Source organism: Arthrobacter crystallopoietes (assembly GCF_002849715.1).
Taxonomy (GTDB): domain Bacteria; phylum Actinomycetota; class Actinomycetes; order Actinomycetales; family Micrococcaceae; genus Crystallibacter; species Crystallibacter crystallopoietes.
Genome location: NZ_CP018865.1, coordinates 196,328 through 218,673 on the forward strand (window position 1 = coordinate 196,328; position 22,346 = coordinate 218,673).

General features: G+C 61.2%; 22 protein-coding genes. 13 read left to right on the forward strand and 9 right to left on the reverse strand.

Annotated features, from left to right (window positions below; genetic code table 11):
- Nucleotides 1–62: 62 nt before the first annotated feature.
- The 6 genes from AC20117_RS22970 to AC20117_RS22995 form a co-directional block, all read right to left on the reverse strand.
- Nucleotides 63–1,547 (reverse strand): aldehyde dehydrogenase family protein, encoded by a 1,485-nt coding sequence (locus tag AC20117_RS22970; protein ID WP_074703521.1) that lies wholly within the window; start codon nucleotides 1,545–1,547, stop codon nucleotides 63–65.
- A gap of 33 nt (nucleotides 1,548–1,580) precedes the next feature.
- Nucleotides 1,581–2,093 (reverse strand): flavin reductase family protein, encoded by a 513-nt coding sequence (locus AC20117_RS22975; RefSeq protein ID WP_074703522.1) that lies wholly within the window; start codon nucleotides 2,091–2,093, stop codon nucleotides 1,581–1,583.
- An 81-nt stretch (nucleotides 2,094–2,174) separates the two neighbouring features.
- Nucleotides 2,175–2,750: a hypothetical protein gene (locus AC20117_RS22980; RefSeq protein WP_074703523.1), complete on the reverse strand. Its 576-nt coding sequence runs from the start codon at nucleotides 2,748–2,750 to the stop codon at nucleotides 2,175–2,177.
- Nucleotides 2,747–3,151, reverse strand: coding sequence for a carboxymuconolactone decarboxylase family protein (locus tag AC20117_RS22985; RefSeq protein ID WP_074703524.1), 405 nt, complete (start codon nucleotides 3,149–3,151; stop codon nucleotides 2,747–2,749). The genes AC20117_RS22980 and AC20117_RS22985 overlap by 4 nt, the downstream gene beginning before the upstream one ends.
- 56 nt (nucleotides 3,152–3,207) lie before the next feature.
- Nucleotides 3,208–4,254 (reverse strand): LLM class flavin-dependent oxidoreductase, encoded by a 1,047-nt coding sequence (locus AC20117_RS22990; protein ID WP_074703525.1) that lies wholly within the window; start codon nucleotides 4,252–4,254, stop codon nucleotides 3,208–3,210.
- Between the two features lie 191 nt (nucleotides 4,255–4,445).
- Complete coding sequence (locus AC20117_RS22995; protein WP_074703526.1) at nucleotides 4,446–6,041, reverse strand: PucR family transcriptional regulator; 1,596 nt, start codon at nucleotides 6,039–6,041, stop codon at nucleotides 4,446–4,448.
- 251 nt (nucleotides 6,042–6,292) lie between these two features.
- Between AC20117_RS22995 and AC20117_RS23000 the strand changes: the two genes are divergently transcribed.
- The gene (locus AC20117_RS23000; protein WP_074703527.1) at nucleotides 6,293–7,963 is read left to right on the forward strand and encodes a BCCT family transporter; all 1,671 of its coding nucleotides are present in this window, start codon (nucleotides 6,293–6,295) and stop codon (nucleotides 7,961–7,963) included.
- Between the two features lie 424 nt (nucleotides 7,964–8,387).
- Nucleotides 8,388–8,597 (forward strand): hypothetical protein, encoded by a 210-nt coding sequence (locus AC20117_RS23005; RefSeq protein WP_074703528.1) that lies wholly within the window; start codon nucleotides 8,388–8,390, stop codon nucleotides 8,595–8,597.
- Between the two features lie 400 nt (nucleotides 8,598–8,997).
- Here the strand turns inward: AC20117_RS23005 and AC20117_RS23010 are convergent, their stop codons facing one another.
- Nucleotides 8,998–9,303, reverse strand: a complete 306-nt coding sequence (locus AC20117_RS23010) for a hypothetical protein (RefSeq protein WP_074703529.1) — start codon at nucleotides 9,301–9,303, stop codon at nucleotides 8,998–9,000.
- A gap of 174 nt (nucleotides 9,304–9,477) precedes the next feature.
- Here AC20117_RS23010 and AC20117_RS23015 point away from each other — a divergent pair, with 174 nt between their 5' ends.
- Complete coding sequence (locus tag AC20117_RS23015) at nucleotides 9,478–9,990, forward strand: flavin reductase family protein (protein WP_083340042.1); 513 nt, start codon at nucleotides 9,478–9,480, stop codon at nucleotides 9,988–9,990.
- A gap of 115 nt (nucleotides 9,991–10,105) precedes the next feature.
- Nucleotides 10,106–11,590, forward strand: a complete 1,485-nt coding sequence (locus AC20117_RS23020; RefSeq protein ID WP_211482356.1) for an aldehyde dehydrogenase family protein — start codon at nucleotides 10,106–10,108, stop codon at nucleotides 11,588–11,590.
- Here the strand turns inward: AC20117_RS23020 and AC20117_RS23025 are convergent.
- On the reverse strand, nucleotides 11,563–12,642 hold the full coding sequence (locus tag AC20117_RS23025) for an Lrp/AsnC family transcriptional regulator (RefSeq protein ID WP_083340043.1): 1,080 nt from the start codon (nucleotides 12,640–12,642) through the stop codon (nucleotides 11,563–11,565). The genes AC20117_RS23020 and AC20117_RS23025 overlap by 28 nt on opposite strands.
- A gap of 105 nt (nucleotides 12,643–12,747) precedes the next feature.
- Between AC20117_RS23025 and AC20117_RS23030 the strand changes: the two genes are divergently transcribed.
- The 6 genes from AC20117_RS23030 (at nucleotide 12,748) to AC20117_RS23055 (ending at nucleotide 17,792) form a co-directional block, all read left to right on the forward strand.
- Nucleotides 12,748–13,824 carry an LLM class flavin-dependent oxidoreductase gene (locus tag AC20117_RS23030; RefSeq protein WP_074703531.1) on the forward strand — a complete coding sequence of 359 codons (1,077 nt, stop codon included), beginning with the start codon at nucleotides 12,748–12,750 and terminating at the stop codon, nucleotides 13,822–13,824.
- Nucleotides 13,821–14,030, forward strand: a complete 210-nt coding sequence (locus AC20117_RS23035; RefSeq protein WP_074703532.1) for a hypothetical protein — start codon at nucleotides 13,821–13,823, stop codon at nucleotides 14,028–14,030. The genes AC20117_RS23030 and AC20117_RS23035 overlap by 4 nt, the downstream gene beginning before the upstream one ends.
- Nucleotides 14,027–15,463 carry a cytosine permease gene (locus AC20117_RS23040; RefSeq protein WP_074703533.1) on the forward strand — a complete coding sequence of 479 codons (1,437 nt, stop codon included), beginning with the start codon at nucleotides 14,027–14,029 and terminating at the stop codon, nucleotides 15,461–15,463. The genes AC20117_RS23035 and AC20117_RS23040 overlap by 4 nt, the downstream gene beginning before the upstream one ends.
- A gap of 30 nt (nucleotides 15,464–15,493) precedes the next feature.
- A complete protein-coding gene (locus AC20117_RS23045) occupies nucleotides 15,494–15,796 on the forward strand; it encodes an EthD family reductase (RefSeq protein ID WP_074703534.1) in 303 nt (100 codons plus the stop codon).
- Nucleotides 15,793–17,484 carry an amidohydrolase gene (locus AC20117_RS23050; protein ID WP_074703535.1) on the forward strand — a complete coding sequence of 564 codons (1,692 nt, stop codon included), beginning with the start codon at nucleotides 15,793–15,795 and terminating at the stop codon, nucleotides 17,482–17,484. The genes AC20117_RS23045 and AC20117_RS23050 overlap by 4 nt, the downstream gene beginning before the upstream one ends.
- 110 nt (nucleotides 17,485–17,594) lie before the next feature.
- Nucleotides 17,595–17,792, forward strand: a complete 198-nt coding sequence (locus tag AC20117_RS23055; protein WP_101632780.1) for a hypothetical protein — start codon at nucleotides 17,595–17,597, stop codon at nucleotides 17,790–17,792.
- 759 nt (nucleotides 17,793–18,551) lie between these two features.
- On the opposite strand, the gene AC20117_RS23065 is transcribed toward AC20117_RS23055, so the two are convergent.
- On the reverse strand, nucleotides 18,552–19,160 hold the full coding sequence (locus AC20117_RS23065; RefSeq protein ID WP_139186847.1) for a DUF1345 domain-containing protein: 609 nt from the start codon (nucleotides 19,158–19,160) through the stop codon (nucleotides 18,552–18,554).
- 213 nt (nucleotides 19,161–19,373) lie between these two features.
- Here AC20117_RS23065 and AC20117_RS23070 point away from each other — a divergent pair, with 213 nt between their 5' ends.
- From AC20117_RS23070 to AC20117_RS23500, 3 genes are all read left to right on the forward strand, one after another.
- Nucleotides 19,374–19,946: a recombinase family protein gene (locus AC20117_RS23070; protein WP_074703538.1), complete on the forward strand. Its 573-nt coding sequence runs from the start codon at nucleotides 19,374–19,376 to the stop codon at nucleotides 19,944–19,946.
- Nucleotides 19,947–20,123: 177 nt separating this feature from the next.
- A protein-coding gene (locus AC20117_RS23075; protein ID WP_101632781.1) for an IS3 family transposase occupies nucleotides 20,124–21,268 on the forward strand; the annotation gives its coding sequence in 2 pieces (ribosomal slippage) (nucleotides 20,124–20,397 and nucleotides 20,397–21,268; 1,146 coding nt in all).
- A 46-nt stretch (nucleotides 21,269–21,314) separates the two neighbouring features.
- Nucleotides 21,315–22,109: a tetratricopeptide repeat protein gene (locus tag AC20117_RS23500; RefSeq protein WP_139186848.1), complete on the forward strand. Its 795-nt coding sequence runs from the start codon at nucleotides 21,315–21,317 to the stop codon at nucleotides 22,107–22,109.
- Nucleotides 22,110–22,346 lie beyond the last annotated feature (237 nt).

The window sequence follows — 22,346 nt, forward strand, 5'->3', positions numbered from 1 at the left end:
GTTCTCGCAGCATTACTTGGTAGTAGGCGGCGTGGCCGCCCTACTCCTCGGCCGGTGCCCGCTCATGCCAGCGACATCCACACGGTCTGAGTCTCCAAGTACTTCTCCAGTCCTTCGGGACCGCAGTCTTTGCCGAAGCCGGAGGCCTTGAATCCGCCAAAGGGGGCCGCGGCGTTGTAGTCGGCGTAGGTGTTGACCCAGACGGTGCCGGCCTGCAGCTGCCGGGCCACGGTGTGGGCTTTGCGCACATCATTGGTCCAGACGCCAGCGGTCAATCCATACTTGCCGGAGTTGGCCCTCGGAACGAGTTCCTCGGCCGAGTCGAAGGGTTGGATGACCAGCACAGGACCGAAGATTTCTTCGGCGACCACCGGGTCCGCATCAGACGGGTTCAGAACGGCGGTAGGCTCCAGGAAGTAGCCCGACTCGCCGGTGCGGTTGCCGCCAAAGGCCACCGTGCCCCCGGTGCCGGCCACGGTTTCCAGGTAGCGTTCGACCTTGTCCCGGTGTGCGGCCGAGGAGAGCGGGCCCATGGTCGTGGCGCGGTCCAGGCCGTGGCCGAGCACCAGGGCGTCGGCGTGTTCCCTGACGGCGGCGAGCACCTCATCCACGGCGGAGCGCTCGACCATGAGCCGGGAACCACTGAAGCAGACCTGCCCGGAGTAGAAATAGGCGGTGGTGGCGGCATAGGCGGCGGCCTTTGCGATGTCCGCGTCGGCGAAGATCACGTGCGGGTTCTTCCCGCCCAGTTCCAGGGAGATGTGCTTCAAGGACCGGCCCGCCGAGGCGCCCAGGTGACGGCCGGTGGCCTCGGAGCCGGTGAAGGAGATCTTGGCGACCTGCGGGTGGGAGACCAGAGCCTGACCGGTACCGGCGCCGGCGCCGGTGACAACGTTAACGGTCCCGGCCGGCAAGCCTGCCTCGATCGCGAGCTGGGCCAAGCGCAGCGAGGACAGGGAGGTCAGTTCGGACGGCTTGAGCACCACGGTATTGCCGGCGGCTAAGGCGGGTGCGAGCTTGATCGCCGCCTGGCACAGCGGGAAGTTCCACGGCGTGATGGCCGCGACCACGCCGAGGGGCACCTTGCGCGTATAGACGTGCGTGTCTGGGGTCGAGACCGGCACCGTCGCGCCCTGGATCTTGGTGGGCCAGCCGGCGTAGTAGCGGAACTGTTCCACGGCCAGGGGCAGGTCCACGCTCTCAACGTAGGAGAGCGGCTTGCCGCCCTCAAGCGCGTCGTACTGGGCCAATTCGGCGGCGTTTTCCTCTATCAGGTCGGCCAGACGGTGCAGCAGGGCCTCGCGCCGGGCCGGCAGCATGCTGCCCCATTCGCCCTCGAAAGCCTTGCCGGCGGATTGCACGGCCCGGTCGACGGCGGTGGCATCCGTGTCGGCGACCCGGGTGATTACCTGCCCGGTGGCCGGGTCCAAGGTATCGATGGCGTGTTCATTGACGCCGGTTTCGGCCCCGTCAATAAAAGCGCCGTGTTCGGCGACGGCGAAGGTGTGGGCTTTGGGAAGCATCAGGGATTCAAGTGCGGCGGTCATTGTGACGGCTCCTTCCGGTCCGGGAGGACCTGGTCAGCGCGCCGGGGAGGCGAGCATCTGGCGGCGGTGGTAGACGATCGGCTGGCGGTCCTGGTCGTGGTCGATTTCGACGACGCGGCCTACGACGATGGTGTGGTCCCCGCCCGGCAGCAGGTCCGAGACCATGCAGTCCAGCGCCAAGGCGGCACCGGGCAGTCGGGGCTGGCCCGAGGTGCTGAGCCTCCACGCCACCTGTTCGAACTTCTCCGGGCCCTTCTGGGCGAAGGCCAACACTGTCTGTTGCTGGCCATCGGCGGTGATGTGGATCACGAACCCGCGCCCCGGGGCCATCGCTGCCAGGGTTTCCGAGGCCGCGTCCAGACAGACCAGGACCAGTGGCGGGGTCATTGACAGCGAGCTGACGGCTGAGACCGTCGCCCCGCGCGGCGTCCCGTCCGCGGCCATCGTCGTCACGATCGAGACCGCGGCCGGCAAATCGGCCATAGCGGCCCGGAAGGCGTGCGGATTTACTGTTTCCGGCGGTCGAGTTTCGAAGAGTTGTGTCATGGCAACGTCCTCCATTGGTTTGGCAGTTTTGAAATTCAAAATGGGGCGGCTGGGCTGTTTGCGGCAGCTCGCTTGTAACTCTTATGCAGGTCGCGTTCCGGAAAGCGGCGCATAAACCGTGCGACGGTTCAGCGCGAACCAGGAACGGTTTGCGAGCGATGAGGCCCAGCCGGTATTTGCCGCCGCAGCGCGCTCCGGGGCGTGCAGCACATGTGGTCCATCAAGCAGGTGGAGGGTCAGATGCGTGGAGCCGTCCGAGGACGCCATGACCTGATATCGGCGGCTTATACGCCAGCCGGGGATTGATAGGAGGAGGGGGATGTGTTCGGTGTCGAACCATTCCTCGAACTCTTCTTGATCATCAGCAGGAATGGTCGAGATCACAGTGAAAAGCCACTTGTCCAACGGCCATCCCGCGGCCCCGGCTTCCGATGACAGGTCGCCGATTTGCCAACTGAGGTCCCGCCCAGTGCCGTCACGGGCGGGCTTCTCGGTGAAGTCCAGTTCGCGGACAGCGTGTTGAAGGTCGGTCCAAGGTCCTTGAAGGGTCATGATCCTGGTTTCTTCCGACCTCCACCTCTGGACTTTCAAAGCTGTGGCTGTTGCATTTTCGATCGCCAAAGCACCAATCGACTCTATGAGTGCCAAAGCCGTCACTGTAGGCCGCCGTCTCCTCCAAATGCGTCGATATCCCCGAATGCCTGGCGAACCGTTTCGAGGGCGCTGTATGTCGCGGGGAGGCCGGCGTAGAAGGCCAGGTGCGTCACGGCACCGAGAATTTCCTCGCGGGTCAAGCCTGCCCTTAGTCCTGCTGCGATGTGCCCGCGCAGCTGGGCCTCGCGGCCTAGGACGACCAGAGCGGAGATGGTCACCAGGCTCCTGTACCGCAGCTCCAGGCGCTGGTCTGTCCAGACACCTCCGAAGACATGCTCATCGACGAATTCATTGAAGTCGGGGACCAGTTCCGCAGCTGCGCCTTTGGCCAAACTTGCGTCGCTGTTCGGCCCGAATAGTTGCCGCCTCATTTCCGGTCCGGTGAGGGCAGGGGTAGCGGTCATGGGATTTCTCCTTGGATCAGGTTGTTGGATTCCGTGCAAAGCGCATCTCGGAGGGGTTAGAGGTTCCTGGTTTCGCGGAACGGGGCGATGACGCCCTCGGCGAAGATCCTCATTGACTCCATCACGCGCTCGTGATCTGGGCCGAAGTCGAAGTGAAGGAGGAGGCGGTCTACGCCCAATTCCTCGTACTCTTCAACCTTGGCCAGGCATTCCTCGGGAGTCCCCATGATCATGTTGTCGTAGATTTCCCGTTCGCTGGGCTCGTTTTCAAGGGGTTCGGCCCTGACAACGCCTCTTGCGTCGCTGTTCTGGGAGAAATGATGGAGCCGCTGGCTGATGCGGTTGTTCATGGCGGCCTCGGCCACATGCTTGCGGGCCTCAGCCTGGGTCTCTGCCGCGAAGGCCCCGCGCATAATAGCCAGCTGCTGTACGCCCCGTTCACCTCCATGCCGTTCCCGCCCTTCATGGAAGGCTTCGGCAGTAGCTTTTACGGCTGACATTGGGCGAAGGAACGGCCAATTTGCGACATTGTAACCACGCCCGGCAGCAGTCTGGATTGATCCCGTAGACATTGCTGCATACCACAGCGGCGGGTGTGGTTGCTGAAGGGGACGGGGCCAAACATAGGCGTCATCGATGTCAAAGTGCTGGCCGTTGAACGAGATGCCTTTCTGGTCGCTTTCCCAGACTTGTTCAAGAATAGTGAGCGCTTCGAGGAAACGGCTTTGTGCATCCGCAAAGGACAAGCCCAAGCGCTCAAATTCATACGCGTATGCTCCCTTGCCCACCCCGACCTGGAGGCGCCCGCCCAGGATGTGATCGGCAAGGGCGATCTCACCGGCGGCGATCAAAGGATGCCGGTAATTCAGAAGGTTGACCATCTGGCCGACCTGGCAGGAGACGTTGAGCCCCACTTGAACGGAAAGCAGAGAACTGCTGGGGGCCTGCATGAAATGGATTAGATGGTGTTCGGGTACCCAAATGCAGTCGAACCCCAAGGAATCCGCCAGTTTGGCCTCAGCCAAGCGCTCCTCGACAACGGAGCGGGTATACCTTTCCGGCTCATGAATGCGGTGGTAGGACAGGAAAACATCGAATTTCATTGTCTGGCAGCAGCCTTTCATTATCCACGCGTCTGAACGAGCCGTATCCGGTGTTCAAAGAATTCGTGTCCAACTTAGGCGGCAGCTCCGTCTTGTGTCCCTAGCCAAACGGCGCGTTCACGAACAGGCTCTTGGCCATGTGTCCACCAAAGTAGGCAGCCAGGGTTTTTGGCGCAGGTGCGACCCAGTGCCTAGCCCTTATCCTCACGCTGCTCGAGCAGTTTTAACGCAAGGCCGAAGGCCAGCAGGTCCTCACCGCTGCGGGGATCCCGGCCGGTTATTTGGTGGATCCGCTCGAGCCTGTAAGTCAGGGTGTGGCGGTGTATGTAAAGTTCCCGCGCGGCGGGACCCGGACGGCTTCCGTTTTGCAGGTACTTCCGTAGCGTGTCAACGAGGAACGCGCTTTCCCGTTCGTCATGCTCAATCAGCTGGCCCAAGGTCCTCTCGATGAACGTACTGGCGCCGGGACTTTCATACAAGGTTGCGACAAGGCCAGCCATGCCGAAATCTGAGACATTCTGGACTGACAGGTAGCCTTGGTCGGCGGTGCCGGCGACAAGCCGGGCTTCCTGCAGCATGACAAGCATGTCCGTGGAGCCGACGCGGGTCGTGCTCTGCCCTACCTGAAGCAGCCAGCCGCGGGCCTTGGCGCCGGAGACGATCTCGTGGGCAACAGCCTCCTGTGGATCCTGGAGGAGGCAATAAAAACGGCCATCGTGCAGGCCTACTAGGCCCGGTACTGCTCCTACGATGTCTTCCAAAAACGAAGCGAGCAGCGGCTCGGGCAGGTCGGCGGCAAAGCGGATACAGAGGACCCGCACCTTGGCATCGGGATCGATGCCCAGGCGCTGCATCCGCCTCGATATGGTTGCCGCTGGTACCGACTGCGACCACAAGTCTTCGAGGAGTTCTTTTACCCGGACGCGCCTTTGCTCCCGGAATGACAATCGCCGCGCCAGTTCCAAGGTGATGCCCGTCAGGGCCTGCTCAAAGTAGAGCAGTTCGGTCTCCCGCATGGGACGGGCGCCGGCTGCCACTAGCAAAGCCTGGACATCGCCGGCGAGGCGTACAGCGGACGCCTCGATATGCACGTCGCGTATCCGTGCCCGGCACCGCTCCGACTCACCCATCAGCTCGGTGACTTCGGCGAACGGGATGTGCGTCTCCGGGCCTTCCAATCCGGACGAATTGGCAAGAAGGCTTCCAAAACAATCGTAGAGCCGGTAGTCATAGCCGGGAGTGAAGTTGGCGGCGACTCGAAGCAGCCCGTCCAGTCCTCCGTTTTGGAGTATCACTCGCAGCACGCCCCTGTGCATTTTTACGGCTTGGTTCAAAACGCCGTGCTGTTCCTCAAGGATGCCAAGGGAGACCGCCTTAGTGATAGCGATCAAGGGCACCTGATGGGGAATAGTAAAGAGTGGCAGGTCAATATTTTCAGCCGCGCTGATCAGGGCAGGTGGTACCAACCCATCCTCGCCCAGGCTATAGCCGACCCCAACACATCCGTATTCTGCAACACGTCGAATGAAATCCTCTTGAAGCGCTTCATCGCCGCGGACACCGAGGCCAGTGGTCAACAGTAATTCTCCACCTGCCAGCCAAGGCGTGGGATCGGGCAGATCGCTGATGTGGACCCACTGAATCGGTCCCCTGACCCGGGATTTATCCCTCGCAACGATCCAGGTAAGGCCTAAAGATGATTCTGCCATCAGGGTGTCAAGCCAGAGTGCCAAGAGAACCGCCTTCATTTCATTGTGTTTGGCAAATTGTCTGATCTCGTTATACACCGGCAGGAGATTCCCCAAATTCCCTGGGCGCCCGGCGTGTACTCTGGCGTTGCGTCGCCTCCGTCTTCCCTGGCATCCTGCCAAAAACGGACGCTCTTCTGGTTTTGGCCAAGCTTTCCTCATGGTCTTTAGCCAACAGGCCAAAGACCGTGATGACGGTCACTGGCATCATTTCCTCGTACTGACAAGCGAATGGGGCGCGACGGCATTTTGCCCGCCCGGTTCCACCCCAAGCACCTCGAAGGATAAATATGAAGAAACTCCAGGCTTTTTCGGGTCGTGGAAGGAAAGGAGAAAAGGAACCGGTCCTCAATCCCGGGAGCCGTGCACACATAGATCGTGGCCCCTTTTGGATATGCATCGCCTTCTTTCTCGCCTTCATCATCGCTGCCTTAATAGATATCGATAGTGTTGGTGCAGGTTTGAATGCGGCCCTGCAATGGGTTTCGATGGTCTTTGGCCCATTTTTCTCCTTGCTTGTGTTCGCCAACGTATTGCTCATTGGCTACTTGGTCATTTCCCGCTACGGATCAGTCCGGCTGGGCGGCGACAAGCCGGAGATGGGATTTGCCACTTGGGTATCGGTGATGTTCTGCTCGGCGATTGCTGCGGGTGCCGTCTTCTTCGGCCCTGGGGAACCCCTCACACATTTCAGTGACGTACCTCCTCTGTACAGCCAGTCCGTGGAGGCCCGTAGCGGTGGGGCGGCCGTTGTCGCGATGCAGTATTCCTTCCTGCACTGGGGCATCAGTGCCTGGGCCATTTACGGCACCTTTGCCATTGCCATCATGGTGGCCGCTTATCACCGCGGACTGCCCCTCCGCCCCAGCTCCGGCTTCTATCTCCTGCTGGGAGAAAAGCGTGTACGGGGATGGTGGGGCAAGGTAATCGACATCATCAGCGTGCTCGCCGTCGTCGGTGGAGTCATGTCATCCATCGGTCTGTTAGTCATCCAGCTGAGCTACATGCTGAACGTGCAGTACGGTGTTCCGAATAACATGGTTGTGCAGTTCTCGATCCTGGCCTCCTGTGTTGGCGTATTCATGTTGTCCGTCGTGCTCGGCGTCGAACGTGGAATCGCGCGGTTGAGCCGCATAAACGTAGGACTTGCACTGGTACTCGGTATCGCATTGCTGATCGTGGGCCCGACGATGTTTATCCTGAACATCACCGTCGAGGGCTTCGGCGGGTACATCCAGGACTTCACCAAAATGAGCCTTTTTACGGATTCCGTCGACCAGTCGGGATGGCTTTCGTTCTGGACGGAGTACTACTGGGCCTGGTGGCTGGGGTGGGGTCCGGTCGTCGGCCTGTTCCTGGCACGCATCTCGAGGGGGCGCACGGTACGGCAGATCCTCCTCGGTGCTGTGTCTACCTCAAGTATTGCCCTGGCACTTTGGTTCGGGATTCTAGGTGGAACCGGGATGAGCGTTGACATCTCCAGCGGCGGTGCCATTACGAAGACCTTGGATGCAGACGGCATGGAATCCGCACTCCTTTCGATCCTCAACGAGCTTCCGCTCTCCGAAATCCTGATCCCCGGCTTCCTCGTAGTGCTGCTGCTCTTCCTGATCACAACTGCAGATTCCATCACGCTTTCGGCTGCGATCGTTTCGACCGGCGTCGAGAATCCACCGAACTCCATCCGGATCATATGGGGTCTGGTAATTGGTGGCACTGCAGCAGTTCTGCTGCAAGTCGGAGGAGTGTCGACCTTCCAAGCAGCGGCAATCGTTACGGCACCACCGATCGCATTCCTGCTGGCAGGAGCGATGTGGAGTGTTCCCAAGCAACTCAACCAAGTACGCCAGCTACAAGCACCTGACGACAAGCAGCCAACTCACCGAGATGCAGATTTCGGCAACAACTCGTCCGCCCACGATGACCCCCTCCGTCTCGTTTCCAGCCGGCCGGAAAAATAGGAGACAAGCCACGCCCGGGCGAATCACCCTTCATAAGGGACTCGTCAATCGTAGGGGAAGACAGACACGACAGGATCGGTCTTCCCCTACGTAGTTCCACCAGCCCGGCAGTGAGCTTGCAGCATGAGCGGGACGACCCGGGAACCCCGTAAGGAACACCCACCGCGCCTCACCCCCCGTACCTTCCTGAGACCCGGCGGCGACCCCACGGCGCCACCGGAGACGGATGCCTCCCGCCACGGGCAGCACCGGCCCCCCTGCCGGCGCTGCCCGGGCATCCGTTCGGGTAACGACCGGGAACCGCGCCGGATCCGGAACCGGAGCCTCCCCGGACACTTTGTTTTCTGGCAGGCCCTCTCTGCAGATCCCATCATGCACCCTTCACCCGAGCCCACCCGGCAACCCCGAGAAAGGCCATGGCACCATGACGGACAACACCAACACCGACCTCGACTCCGACGCCCTTCGGCCCGGCGACCACGTCGAGATCCTGGGAAACGAACATCTCCACTACAACGCATACGTGGAGGACACCTTGCCGCAATTCAACATCGCATGGGTCCGGGAACAGCGGACCGGGGAACGCAAAATGCTCTTCACCAACGAATGCCGCATCCTCCGGCGCGAAACCTAATCCTGCCACCCACCGCCCCGAACCCAGCGCCGTCCACCCGGGGCCCGCGCCCGCGTTTACGACACCAGGCGTGGCAGGCGTGCGTTCCAATCGACGATCGTGTCCGGCGCTACCCCTCGATGTGCCGGTGTTTCAACGGCTTGAAGCCGCCGGAAGCTTCACAGTGATGCGTTCGGTGCCCCTGCCACAGCATGTGTCAGCCTTCGCCCGGGGATAGGTCTCGATCCCTGAACATGCGGAGGCTTTCCAGTCTATGTAGCCGGACAAGCATCACGGATCTGCCCGGAGGCGGGTTTTCACCCTGTTTAGGAAGTGAAGGGCCTGCATTTTGAACTGCTCCCCGGAAAGTTGGACTGAGAATCGCGTTCTACAGGCGGTTTCCCCATTCGTATGTATGGATTTATCGCGTAGGACAGCCCTTGGCCCGCTCGGCACGCATGGCTGCCCCTGTGCAGGTCTTTTTGGCTTTGGTTGCGCCGTCGCTTGTGGTGACGGCCGTGCTGGGATGTGTGCCTTCGATGCTTTCTGCGGCGGCGCGTCCACGGATCCGGGTTTCGTTGGCCCTTTGTTGCGAGGATGCGGCGAAAGCTTCCTTGGGCTCTGCTGGACCGTAATCGGCGCCCGACGTGACGTGCTTCCATTGCCTGAGACCTTGGTCTTTGAGCCGGTTGCTGTCGTTGCCGGTGACGCGGTTTTTTGATTTCACACGACCGCCTCATCAGATAGTGCTTCCCGCCGCGAGCAGTAGCCGAACTAGCTTTCATAAGGCTGCGGAACCGTTAGGAACCAGCATCAGAAAAGCGTTTTCCGGTCATAAAGCACCTAAAATGTTTTAAATACGGTCTTGCACAAGGGCAAAAGTACCGATACTGTACTCGCCATGACCTTAGTTAGTGATACGACTCACAAGAGAAACCTGGACCCGGGCGCTTTCCGTGCGGCGATGGCCGACCTCCCCGCAGCAGTATCAATCGTGACCACGGTTGCCGAGGACGGGACCCCGCATGGCGCCACCGTCTCAGCTGTCAGTTCGCTGTCCATGACCCCGCCCTTGGTCTTGGTTTGCCTGGATGCCGCCTCGGACACGCTTGCTGCACTCACCGTGGGACGAAGCTTTCTGATCCACGTCACCGCCGATGGGCAGCAGGAGACCGCTCTTGCTTTCGCCAAGAAGGGGCCGGAGAAGTTCAAAAACACGCACTGGACATTTAGCGACTCGGGCCAGCCCCGGCTCGCAGATTCCAGCATGGTCTTGGACTGCGTGGTCTCGGACCTGCTGCCGGGCGGCGACCACACCATTGTCATCGGTCACATCAACGGCATAGAGCACTTCGAGAAACGTCGTCCAATCATTTATCACCGCCGCCGAATGCTCGCTTCGCCAGCGGCCTGAACCGGTTCTACCAACCGATTTCTTTGCTATCCCCCACCCTCCGTGTGCCCGCCTGCGCCGGCCGCTACAGACTATCCGTCCCAATCCCGGAATTTTCCGGAAGGAGCCATGCTTCGTGACTGCTACAACCGAATCCCTGATGCTGCCCCAGACCTTCAAGTTCACTTCCGCTGAGCACGGCGCGTTCATAGACGGAACCGAGACCGCCACGGGTGGGTCAACGATCGACACTTTGGATCCGGCCACCTGCAGGGTTATCACCACGATCGCCGAAACCGATAATGAAACCGTCGACCGTGCCGTTGAATCCGCGGCCAAGGCGTTCGAAGGCGAGTGGGGCACTATACTGCCTGCCCGCCGCGAGGAACTGTTGCATCGTTTTGCCGACCTAATCGAAGAAAACGCCGCCGAACTGGCACAGTATGACGCACTTGAGGGCGGCAAGCCCATCTCCCACGTGGAGAGCGTGGACCTGCCGCTGGCCGTGGAGCAATTCCGCTACTATGCAGGCTGGCCCACCAAGATCCAAGGGGCGACGGTACCCGTGTCGACCTCTGACACCCACGTCTACACCCGCCGGATCCCACTGGGTGTGGTTGCCGCTATCACACCGTGGAACTTCCCGCTCTGCCAAGCAGCCATTAAACTCGCCCCCGCGTTGGCCGCCGGCAACACCGTGGTGCTCAAACCCTCCGAACTCACCTCCCTGTCCTCGCTTCGCCTGGCCCATCTCGCAATCGAAGCCGGCCTGCCGGCCGGAACCGTTAACGTTGTCACGGGCACTGGCGCCGGAACGGGACAGGCGTTGGTCTCGCACCCAAAGGTCGCCAAGATCTCCTTCACCGGCTCCGAGGCCACCGGCCGTCACCTGGGTGCCGAAGCAGGTCGCTCTTTGAAGCACATCTCCCTGGAGTTGGGCGGAAAGAACCCGCATATCGTCTTTGCCGATGCGGACATCGCCAAGGCGGCAGCCTATGCAGCCACCACGGCCTACTTCTATTCCGGCCAGGTCTGTTTCAGCGGTTCCCGGCTCATGGTTGAACGCGCTGTCCTGGACGAGGTGCTCTCCGCGGTCGAGGAACACGCTGATGCCTTAGTGCTTGGTCACGGGCTCGACCGGTCCTCCACGATGGGACCGCTGTCCTCGGCTACGCACCGGGAGAAAGTCGAACGCTATCTGAACACGGTATCGGGCACCGGCGCGACCGTTGCATTCGGTGGTTCCCGCACGAAGGAATCCGGATACTTCCTGGAGCCGACAGCAATAGTCGGTCCTGCAGACACGGACCCTGTGGTAGCCGAGGAAATCTTCGGCCCCGTGCTGGTCATCCAGCCCTTCGACTCCATCGAGGAACTTGTCCCGCGGGCTAATTCCGGCCAGTACGGACTCACCGCCGGAGTCTGGACCAGTGACGTACGCAAGGCCCACACCGTGGCCCGGCAGCTACAGGCCGGCACGGTATGGGTCAACACCTACGCGGACTACAACGCCGCGGCACCCTTCGGCGGCTTCAAAAATTCCGGCTTCGGCAAGGACTGTGGTCCCGCGGGACTGGACAAGTTCCTGGATACTCAGACCGTTTGGATGTCCCTGGCATGAGTGAAAACCGGTCCCTGCCGCGGCTGCAACGCCTTGTAGTGCAGGTCCAGGTACAGCCACGTATCAACCACGCTTACACCGGGCAGAGACCGGACCTGCTCGTCCAGGACCTTGAGCAAGGCCTCCCCGTCGACAGTAACCATTTCAGCGAGAACGTCGAAACGGCCGGCCGTGATCGCCACATAGGAGACGACGGACAGTTGCGTGAGCGATTCAGCCACTTCCGCCGCCTTGGCGCCTTGGCCAACTTTCAAGCCGACCCAGCAGGTGGACCGGAAGCCGAGCCGAAGCGGATTGACGATGCACATGACACGGACGGCAGCGGAATCCACCAGCCGGGAGAAACGCTGTCGGACCATGGTTTCCGAAACATCCAGTTCCGTGGACAACTCCCGGAAGGAGGCGCGGCCGTTCGCGGCCAGTCGGGCGATGATTATCCGGTCCTTGTCGTCCAGCGCCCGGGGCCGGACCCCGGTCCGGCCGTCGTCGACGCGGATCCCGGCAAATCGGGCTTCCTGGTAGTGAAGCCTCAGGTAGGGAAGGATCTCGACCTCGCGGACGCCGGACATCCGGCGGATTTTGCCCGAGACAACGTCATGCAGTTCCTTGCCGTCTACACAGATGACTTCCGCCTGCAAGGCAAACGGACCGGTGGTCACCGTGACATAGTCAACCTCCGGAAGCAGCGCCAGCTCGTCGGCCAGTTCCGCCGGGCTACGGGTGCCATCCACTGTCAACAACACGATCGCCATGGCACTGAAACCGAGCAGGGCAGGATCCGTCACAGCCGAGATCTGGATGTAATTCTCGGCCAACAGATGCGACACCCGACGCCGGACGGTCTTCTCAGTGACACCAACGCGGCGGGCCAGCACGGCATAGGGGACCCGGCCATCCAGCTGGAGCTGCTCGATCAGGTCCAGATCCAGTTTTGTCAGTTCACCGGCTTCCTGATCCGATCGCAGAATCCGGGGCGCTTCCGCAGACTCCGGCCCGATATGTCCGGATTCAACAGGCACCGCGGCACTGGCAGGGTCGGCAGGCGGTTGCATAAGAGCCACATTACAAGACAGCCCTAATCAGCCGGCCATACCCGGCCGACCGTCACCGCTTTCCGTTCAAATTTTCCAAATACCCATCCCTATACAGGAGGAATCATGCGCATCGGCCTATTGCAGGAAGGTGACCTCACCGGCACAACCGCCTCGGAGCGGTATCACCAGCTGATCGAGGAGGTGTCCTTGGCGGACCGTCTCGGCTTTTCAACCTGGGGCACTTCCGAACAGCATTTCAGCCCGCCTAATTTCTCCGTGGCGGCACCGGAAGTGCTGTACTCCGCCATCGCAATGCGCACTAAAAATATCAAGCTGCGCACCATGGCATCGGTGATGCTTAGATGGAACCACCCCATCCTGGTGGCCGAGCGCCTGGCCACCTTGGATATCGTCTCGCGGGGACGTGCGGAAATCTGCACAGCACGCTCTAACAACCTCACCACACTCGGCGCATTCGGCGTAGATCCGAAGGACACCCGTGCCCAATGGGAAGATTCCATGGAAGTGCTCATCAAGGCCATGACCGAAGACAAATTGGAACACAACGGCCCGGTCTGGCAGATTCCACCGGTCGAGGTCGTGCCCAAACCCGTCACCAGCCCCCACCCGCCAATGTCGGTAGCAGCATCCAGCGTCCAAACCCACACCAATGCCGGCCGGATGGGCATCGGGGCCATTTCGTTCGAGAACTACTTTGGGTTCGACTACCTGCAGGAATGTCTGGATGCCTACAACACTGCCTTTGACACGGCAGATCACTCCTCGGTCAAGGCTCCCAACGATTACCGCGGGCTGTATGTGGCAACAGCGTACTGCGCCGAAACCCGTGAGGAAGCACGCGGCGTTGCCCGGGAGATAGCGTTGAAGTATTTCAAATTCATCCTGGACCTCTACATCCCCCTGTCCAAAAACCCGGCCTACCAGTACTTGGACACGCTGGAACAGCTGATCGCGCACGAAGAGGACCTGGACTGGCTGTGCGACTTCACTCCGTCGGTCATGATCGGGACCCCGCAGGACTTCATTGAGCGCGTCCAACGCCTCGAATCCATGGGCGTGGACGAGGTCCTGCTACGCATCGATGGCATGGGACACGAAAACATCATGAAGTCCTTGGAACTGATCGGCAGCGAGGTCATCCCGCAGGTTGACCGTACCCGGCAGGCGGATATCCGGTGACGGCCGCTTGGCCCGGGCAAAAGCAGGCCCAACCGGTTGCCGGGCACCCGGATGAAGCTCCCGAACTTCAGTTGGCGGAACTCATTGATGCCATCGAACAACCCGGAAACCAAGGCGAACCGCTGAAGACGCGGGACTACGTCCTGCTACTGCTGGCCACAGTTGCCTTGCCCCTCGCCCTAATCCTCATCGGAGGCCTGCTATGAGCCTGAAGAACGTCACCAGCCTCCCGCCCGCTGACGATTCCAGCGCAGTCGAAAACGGCTGGCCGCAACTGAAGTCCCAGCGCATCTGGGGCCCCTTTGCTGTGTTCTCTACCTCGGTGTCTACCGCGATTGCCACCTGGTGTTTCATCATCGGCGGCTTCGCGGCCTACTACCTGCCCGCGGCCCAAGGCACGCTGGCAGTACTGGCCGGTTCCCTGATCGGCATCCTGTTCATCGTCTTGGCCTGCCTGCCGCTCAGCGCCAAATACGGGATCGATGCCGTCAGCGGGTCGGTACCGCAACTGGGCACCAGGGGTTCCCTTCTGGCCGTCGTATTGATCTTCCTGGCCACCTTGGGCTGGAATGTGTACCTCTTCGTGCTACTCGGACGTGCGACGGTGTCCATAGGCGGTGCCTTCGGCCTGCAGCTGCCAGACTGGTCTGTCGGTGCTGCCGGCGCCTTTGCCGTCCTGGTGGTCTTGGTTCTGCTGCGCAAGGGGTCCGCGGCAGTGCGTAACTTCAGCCAGTTCATTGCCATCGCCGTACTGATTCTGGCGTTTGTCATCATGTTCCTGCTGATCAACAGTGCCGGCCTAGACACCCTGCTAACCGCCCCTGCGATCGCACCAGCGGAAGACACCAAGATCAACTGGGCCAGTGCCATGGAGGTACTGACCGCCTCCAACCTGTCCTGGTGGGCCTACACCGGGGCGATTGTTCGCAACTCGCCGAGTGCAAGGAAGTCCCTCTGGCCGGTAGTGCTGGGTCTTGGCCTGGCCGTCGGTGTCGGCTCGCTGACGGGCCTGTACGGCGGACTGCTGGTTCCCGACTCAGGCGGAGATCCCACCCAGTTCCTGGTCGAAATCGGCGGACCGGTCTTTGGAATCATTGCACTGGCATTCATCGTGCTGGCCAACATCGGCACGGCTGTTGTCGGAGTCTACGCAGCAACTATTGCGGTACGGCAGCTGCCTGCCATGCGTAACAGCTCGTGGGTGTTCTCCACGGGAGTGAGCGCACTTCCTGCCCTGGTCCTTGCCGGGTTCTTCGCCGACACTGTTTTCAACAGCTTCGGCACTTTCCTGGCCTTCCTTGGCATCGGCTTCGCTCCGATCTGCGGTATCCAGATCGCTGACTATTTTTTCCTGCGCCGCCAACGCTACGACGTCGGATCACTGTTCAACACCACGGCGTCCTCACATTACTACTACTGGGGCGGGATCAACCCTGTCGGCTTTGCAGCATTCGCTGCAGGGGTCGCCACGTACCTCTACCTGCTAGACCCGGTCACCTATATATCTCGTGCACCGTTCCAGTTCACGACAGCGACCATTCCCACCGTCATCATCTCCGGCTTGATCTACTGGCTCGGCGCCCGCTTCATCCTCCGCCCGCTGAGCAAGGGTGGCTACGCCGCCGACCTCCGGAAATGATTCGGCGAAAAAATCATTAGGAGCCTTTCAATGCATGACCTGTATGTCCTCTACAACCAACCCCAGGACCGGGAGAGCTTCGACCGGCACTACACCTCCAAGCACATCCCGCTCGTCCGGCAACTGCCTCTGCTGCAGGATTTCACCTGGGGCAAGGTGGCCGCTGATGCACCGGATGCCCATTATCTAGTGGCGAGGCTGACCTATGCTTCCAAGGCCGATGCGGATAACTCCCTGGCCTCGGTGGCGGGCAGGGCCTCGGTGCAGGACCTGGAGAACTTCGCCCAAGCCGGAGCAACCGTGTTAAACGTGCCGCGGGAGCGACAGGAATGACGCCCGCCATCGAGGGCCCCGCCGATACCATTATCCGGGCCGGCCACGTCATCACGCTCGCCCCTGGCGACCCGGACGGACAGGCCGCGGTCTGCATCCGTGACGGTTTCATCCAGGCAGTCGTCCCGGCAGCCGAGGCCGGGGCTTGGATCGGGCCGGAGACCATCATCATCGACCTGCCCGGGCGCACGCTGATGCCCGGTTTCGTGGACCCGCATGCCCATGCGGAGGTCGCAGCTAAGGCCAGCTACCAGATGGTCGACGTCCGGGCCCCGGGCTGTTCGAACATCGCCGCCGTCCTGCAGACGCTTCGGGACAGTGTGCCCCAGGCAAGGGACGGGTGGTTGGTGGCCCAAGCAAACCTGTTCTTCGACCAAAAACTGGCCGACCGGCGCTTTCCTACCCGTGATGAGCTGGACAGCGTCAGCACAGACATCGCGATTGCAGTCCGGGCTGGCGGGCACCTGAGCATACTTAACAGCCGGGCCCTGGAGCTGAGCGGCATCGACGAATCCTACGAGGCCGTGGACTACAGCATCACCGGAAAACCTTCCGTGCAACGTGACGCGGACGGGCGCGCCACAGGCATCGTCAGCGAGATGGACAAGCTGTTACCTTTTCCGGCTCTTTCCGCCGCGCAGTCCTGTGAAGCCATCGAATTAGGCGTCCGGGAGCTATTCACCGCCCACGGCGTCACTACCATCGGCGAGATCTCCGAGTCCCGCGAGGGCCTGAAGATCTACGACGATGCCTTGGCCGAGGGCCGAATGGCAGCCCGGATCCACGTCTACCTATGGACTCCGGGCACGGTCAGCCTGGATGAAGCCTGTACACACCGGTCCTGGACAAATTTCCGGTCGGACGATTCACTGCTCAAGATCCAAGGAGTCAAGGCGTTCTCCGACGGGGGATATTCAGCTGCCCGGGCCGCCCTGACCCGGCCTTATGCCTTGGAAGGCCACGAATGCGGCGAACTGGCCCTCTCCACCGACCAGATCATCGAACTGGCCCGCCGCACGCAAGCGGCCGGGCTGCAGTTGGCGGTGCACGCCAACGGCGACCGCGCCCAGCTGGAAGTCTGCGAAGCGCTAGCCCAGGTGGCGCACGAACACCCGGACGGACCGCGGATCAGGATCGAACACGCCGGGAACTTCGTCCCGGACTACGAACGGCTCAGCACGGCGTGGGCCAACGCCGGGATCGTGCCGGTTCCGCAGCCTGTGTTCATCTACAATTTCGGCGAGTTCATCCCGGCCTACGTAGGTGCCTACGCCCGGGACCGGCAGTTCCCCTTCCGCCGCATGATCGATGATGGCTGGCCGATTTCGGGTAGCTCCGACGTATGGGTCGGCTCGGAGACCGGGCAGACCAACCCTTTCCTCAGCATCGCCAGCGCCGTCGCCCGGCGGACCTTCCATGGCGATGCCCTCAACCCGGAACAGTCCGTCACCACATATGAGGCACTGCGCATGCACACCCTCGGCGGCGCCCACGCACTCGGTGAAGAACATACCCGCGGATCGCTGGAACCCGGCAAGCTCGCAGACCTCATCGTCCTGGACCGGAACCCGCTCACGACCGCACCTGAAAATCTGACTGGCATCAGAGTCGAGGAAGTCTTTCTCGGCGGCAAACACGTCTACAGCCGCGGCGGTGCTGCCGCCCGGACTGTCGACAACAGAATGTAAACCAGCCCGGACTGATACTCCCCCAAACGGATCTTCCCGAGCAGCTCGATAAAGCCAGCATCAAAGCGGGCGAAGCCGGATGTTCCGACCTCGCCTAGAAAGATCAAGCCATGACCTCAAAAAATATCACCGCACTCAGCACGGCAGAGGCACATCAGCTCATCAACATCGCTGTCGAAGAACTACAGCACCTTGCAAGTCAGGAAGGCAGCCGCGGTATCCTGGTCACTAGGACGGGCCCAGGACAGTTCATTGTCGAACTCAGCGAAAATGTACCCTACGGACTGACATTGGAGGCTGTCGCTTAAGCCCTACCAGCGGTCGCCCTCACTCCTTACATCGGCCCGGCACACGGCTTTCTACTAATGTCATCGACATCCGCCTCCAAACAGAAGCCGAGAAGAAACGTGTCGACGCTTCACTCGGCGCGATCGCAGTCAGTGGCGAACGCGTCCGCATCGAGATCGACCACTACTGGAATCGGGCCATTCATGCACCTGACCGGCCCCAGCCGCCGCCTTCGACCTGGTCGCAGAGGCAGCCGCCGAGCTGGGCCACTTACTGCCCCAAGCGGTGGCAGCGACGCCAAATTCGTGTCGGCCCTCGGCATCCCCGTCCTGTGAGGCGTGAGCTCAGTGGGAGACGGGGGCGACGGCGCCCACGCCAGGAACGAGTTCATCTACCCGGATAAGATCCCTCTCTTCGCCGCCATCGCCCCCTGCGCACTGGCAGAGCTGACCAACGGCTGGCTAGCGGCGGCGTACTCCTGCACTAGGTCAGTGCGACCTTCGGGAACTGGACGTCGCAATGCAACGCCTCTTGGTACCTGCCGGATGATGTCGGCGAGCCGCACTTCAGCGTCGTCCCAGCCTCCCGCGGACAGCCGGTCATGGTTGGATTGTCCACGGTCACCCAGTTCGAGGACCAGCGGCAGGCGGTGGGGTAGCTGGAGGCCCGTGAGCAAGACTGGAATCACTACCTGTCTGACGTGCCTTCGCATCGCGTTAGGCGCTTTTGCGGGGTTCACCCAGGCGGAGAAGGGTTCGGGCCAGCAACGCAAATGCTGGTTACACCCGCACATCACCCTTGCCCCAGACCAAATTGATGGCGACCGCGATCAGGACTGTCCCGAAGAAATACGACAGAAGAGCGTGAAGAAGTGCTTTGCGTCGGATGTCACTATTGACCGGCTCGGTTTCAGGCGCAGCGTAGGACATGCCTGCGGTGAATGCGAAGTAAGCGAAGTCGCTGTAGGCAGGTTGCGGCTCCTGCTTGACGTCGAACCCGTCGCCAGGGTGATCGAGGAAGTACATGCGGGCGTACTTCAAGGCATAGACCGTGTTGACGAGCGCCCAGGCTACGATCGTGCCGAGGACGCCCAGGATGACCAATGCCACCGAGGTCGGGTCTCCGCCCTGGCCGCTGGACTGGATCAATGCGACCACCACGGCCGCAATGCTCGCGATGCAAGCCGTGATGATCGCATTGTTGGTCACGCGGGAGGCGGACTCCTCGCGATGCGACGCGTTCAGTCCCTGCGCGGTCCTGCCGCCAGCAGATCCGCCACACCCATGCCAGAGCGGTGACGCCAGCAGTGCACCATCCGACCAGGGGCGCATAGCTGAAAGATTCAGGGTGGAATTCAAATCCAGCAATTTCTGACGCTTCGAGGCCAAAGTCCCAGACTGCACTCAGACATCTCAAGGACTAGAGATTTGGGCGATAGGGGTCTCTTACACGCCGTCCCACTAGCCGGTCCTCCATCGCGACACTCGATCACCGCTCCCCCGCCACGAGAAATCATATGCAATTGCTGGCTTCTTCGATTCGCGTATACCCCGCCCGCAAAAATGTCCCGCTGGGGTAGCTCATCCGCTACAGTAAAGCCCATGCCAGCACACATCGTCGGTTACGCCCGTGTCTCGACCAATGAGCAGGACCTCACCGCGCAACGGAACGGGCTCGCCGTCCTCGGCGTCCCCGAAGACATGATTTACGTTGACCACGGACTGACCGGCAGGAACAGGGACCGGCCCGGGCTGCGTGAAGCCCTCGCCGCAGTACGGGCCGGCGATACCCTGGTCATTACCAAACTCGACCGGCTCGCCCGCTCCCTTCCCGATGCCCGCGACATTGTTGAAGAGCTGACGAAAAAGAAAGTGAAGCTGAGCATCGGCGGGTCCGTTCACGACCCCACGGATCCCGTCGGGCGGCTGCTCTTCAATGTCCTGGCCATGGTCGCCGAATTCGAATCCGACCTCATCCGCGCCCGCACCCGCGAAGGCATGCAGGTCGCCAAAGCCAAAGGCCGGCTCCGCGGCAAGCAACCCAAACTCTCCAAAAGCCAGGAAGCCCACCTCGTCTCCCTATATAAGGGAGGACAACACACCACAACCGAGATTGCCGATATTTTCAAAGTCGCCCGGAGCACCGTGTACCGCATCGTGAAGCGGACGATATGACCTGATGCTGCGCAGCGAGGGAAGGACCCCCGGATGAAGCAGCCCCTGTATGAGCACGACCTTCAGAAGCGCTGGATAGGCCCCCGACCCCACAAATTCCGAGGTGGAACGGGACTGCCCCCGGTTCAGTTGACTCCTGACTTGTGAGGATTCATTCCTTGCAGGAAGGATGTTCCTGTGCCCAAGCCCTACCCCGCCGAGTTCCGCCGCGATGTTGTTGCCGTCGCCCGGAAGCATGAAGCCCCGCTGGCGCAGATCGCCAAGGACTTCGGGATCTCCGAAGCGACCCTGCATAACTGGCTGAAGAAAGCCGACATCGAGGACGGCAGCAGCCCCGGCGTGACCGAGAAGGAAGCCGCGGAACTGCGGGAGGCCAAGAAACGGATTCGCCTGCTGGAGCAGGAGAACGAGATCCTGCGCCGGGCCGCGGCGTTCTTCGCCCGCGAGCTGCCCCCAAAATGACGTACCCGCTGGTCCTTGACCTTGCCGCCGACGGAATCCCCGTGGCGGTGGCCTGCCGGGTGCTGGGCTTCTCCAAGCAGGCCTTCTACAAATGGAAGGCCAATCCCGTCTCCGACCGGGACCGGGCGGACGCGCACCTGATCAATGCCGCCCTGGACGTCCATCTGGACGATCCGGCGTTCGGGTACCGGTTCATCGCCGACGAACTGCCGGCCCTGGGCATCAGCGCCGGCGAGAACCGGGTCCAGCGGCTGTGCAGCAGCCAGCGGATCTGGTCCGTCTTCGCCAAGAAGCGCGGTCTCAGCCGCAAGGCCGGCCCACCGGTCCACGAGGACCTCGTGGACCGGGACTTCACGGCCACGGCACTGAACGAGCTGTGGCTGACCGACATCACCGAACACCGAACCGACGAGGGCAAGTTGTATCTCTGCGCGATCAAGGACGTCTACTCCAACCGAATCGTCGGCTACTCCATCGACGAACGGATGAAGGCCTCGCTGGCCGTTTCTGCGCTGCGCAACGCAGTCGCTTTGAGGTCGCCACGGGGAACCGTGGTCCACAGCGATCGCGGCTCCCAGTTCCGCTCCACCGTGTTTGTAAGGGCACTCAAGAGCAACGGCCTGACCGGTTCAATGGGACGGGTCGGCGCGTGCGGCGACAATGCCGCCATGGAATCATTCTTCGCCCTGCTGCAAAAGAACGTCCTGGATCGGCGGCGCTGGTCCACCCGGCAGGAACTGCGCCTGGCCATCGTGACCTGGATCGAGAAAACCTACCACCGCCGGCGCCGCCAGCGCGCCCTTGGCAGGCTGACGCCGATCGAGTTTGAGACAATCGAAACCGACCTTCAAGCCGCCTGAAAACCATCAACCCCGACAGTCAACAAAACCCGGGGCAGTCCCGTGGTTGTTCCGGCTTCTGGAAGAAGACCTCGAAGGCTTCCTTAGGGGCTCTGCTCCCCCTGAATCTGTTTTCCGCGCCCTCCCCGTTTTCCCTAGAAGTCGCGACGAAGTAGGACTGTGGATCTGGGATCGCTTTACTGAAACCGATTTGAACGACTGGTCAACATCCTCCCTCCTTCTCGAATATAGATTCGCTGGTGGAGAGCAATTCGGGATTGCCCCAGCCAGACTCCTTGCTGAACGATCCATTCCTTCGGAGGCTGTGGCAAGGCTTGCCTTGGAACGAACCGCCATGACCAAGGGCAGAGTGGTTCCACCGCGTGGACTTCAGCCGATGCAGTTCGTGAGAACAGCTGTAGAGCGTCTCCGCGAAGGGAATCATCGCGCGGCAGAAAACATTTTTTCCGGGCTTGTGGAGCTCCGGCCAACTGACGGAGAGGCCTGGAACAACTTAGGGTTCTGTCAACTGCCTACCGACCCGGCCAAGGCGACTGATTCGCTGAAGCGCGGCGCGGCGCTTCTGCGCCCGCCAACACCTCCAAACGTCGCGAACCAGGTTCTTGCTCTACATCTAACGGGTCGTGACTCTGAGGCATTGGAAACCAGCCAGGCTTATCGGCTGGCCTATCCACGTATTGCCGCCAACCACCCAAGCTTCCTTTGGAGGCATGTTGCAGACGGCAGGCCGTTACAGATGATCTCTGTCAAGGATGTAACTAGCTACCTGACTGACCTCGAAGCACATATTCAGAAAAGTTGTGGCAATACACCCAATGGACTAACGACTGAGGATCTCTAATAGAACGCAACTACGTCGCATTCATCTTCCGAGGCTGTCGATAGCCGATTAACGGCTCTTCGCAATTAAGCATGGTTCGGGGATTTCTCCCGGTATGGTCGATTGCCGTCGGCTGAGCGCTACCAAGCGATCACAGAGAACGCCGCCATTTATCGTCAAGCTCCGCAGCCACCTCCGGCAGCCGGGGGAAGCGGACTGTCGATCGGTCCTGATAAACGATCCTTTCCTGCGACGAAC

Bases quoted from the DNA above. Each gene is read 5' to 3' on its own strand.
- AC20117_RS22970 (WP_074703521.1), bottom strand. From the start codon at position 1,547: ATGACCGCCGCACTTGAATCCCTGATGCTTCCCAAAGCCCACACCTTC.
- AC20117_RS22975 (WP_074703522.1), bottom strand. From the start codon at position 2,093: ATGACACAACTCTTCGAAACTCGACCGCCGGAAACAGTAAATCCGCAC.
- AC20117_RS22985 (WP_074703524.1), bottom strand. From the start codon at position 3,151: ATGACCGCTACCCCTGCCCTCACCGGACCGGAAATGAGGCGGCAACTA.
- AC20117_RS22990 (WP_074703525.1), bottom strand. From the start codon at position 4,254: ATGAAATTCGATGTTTTCCTGTCCTACCACCGCATTCATGAGCCGGAA.
- AC20117_RS23000 (WP_074703527.1), top strand. From the start codon at position 6,293: ATGAAGAAACTCCAGGCTTTTTCGGGTCGTGGAAGGAAAGGAGAAAAG.
- AC20117_RS23005 (WP_074703528.1), top strand. From the start codon at position 8,388: ATGACGGACAACACCAACACCGACCTCGACTCCGACGCCCTTCGGCCC.
- AC20117_RS23015 (WP_083340042.1), top strand. From the start codon at position 9,478: ATGACCTTAGTTAGTGATACGACTCACAAGAGAAACCTGGACCCGGGC.
- AC20117_RS23025 (WP_083340043.1), bottom strand. From the start codon at position 12,642: ATGCAACCGCCTGCCGACCCTGCCAGTGCCGCGGTGCCTGTTGAATCC.
- AC20117_RS23030 (WP_074703531.1), top strand. From the start codon at position 12,748: ATGCGCATCGGCCTATTGCAGGAAGGTGACCTCACCGGCACAACCGCC.
- AC20117_RS23040 (WP_074703533.1), top strand. From the start codon at position 14,027: ATGAGCCTGAAGAACGTCACCAGCCTCCCGCCCGCTGACGATTCCAGC.
- AC20117_RS23045 (WP_074703534.1), top strand. From the start codon at position 15,494: ATGCATGACCTGTATGTCCTCTACAACCAACCCCAGGACCGGGAGAGC.
- AC20117_RS23050 (WP_074703535.1), top strand. From the start codon at position 15,793: ATGACGCCCGCCATCGAGGGCCCCGCCGATACCATTATCCGGGCCGGC.
- AC20117_RS23055 (WP_101632780.1), top strand. From the start codon at position 17,595: ATGACCTCAAAAAATATCACCGCACTCAGCACGGCAGAGGCACATCAG.
- AC20117_RS23070 (WP_074703538.1), top strand. From the start codon at position 19,374: ATGCCAGCACACATCGTCGGTTACGCCCGTGTCTCGACCAATGAGCAG.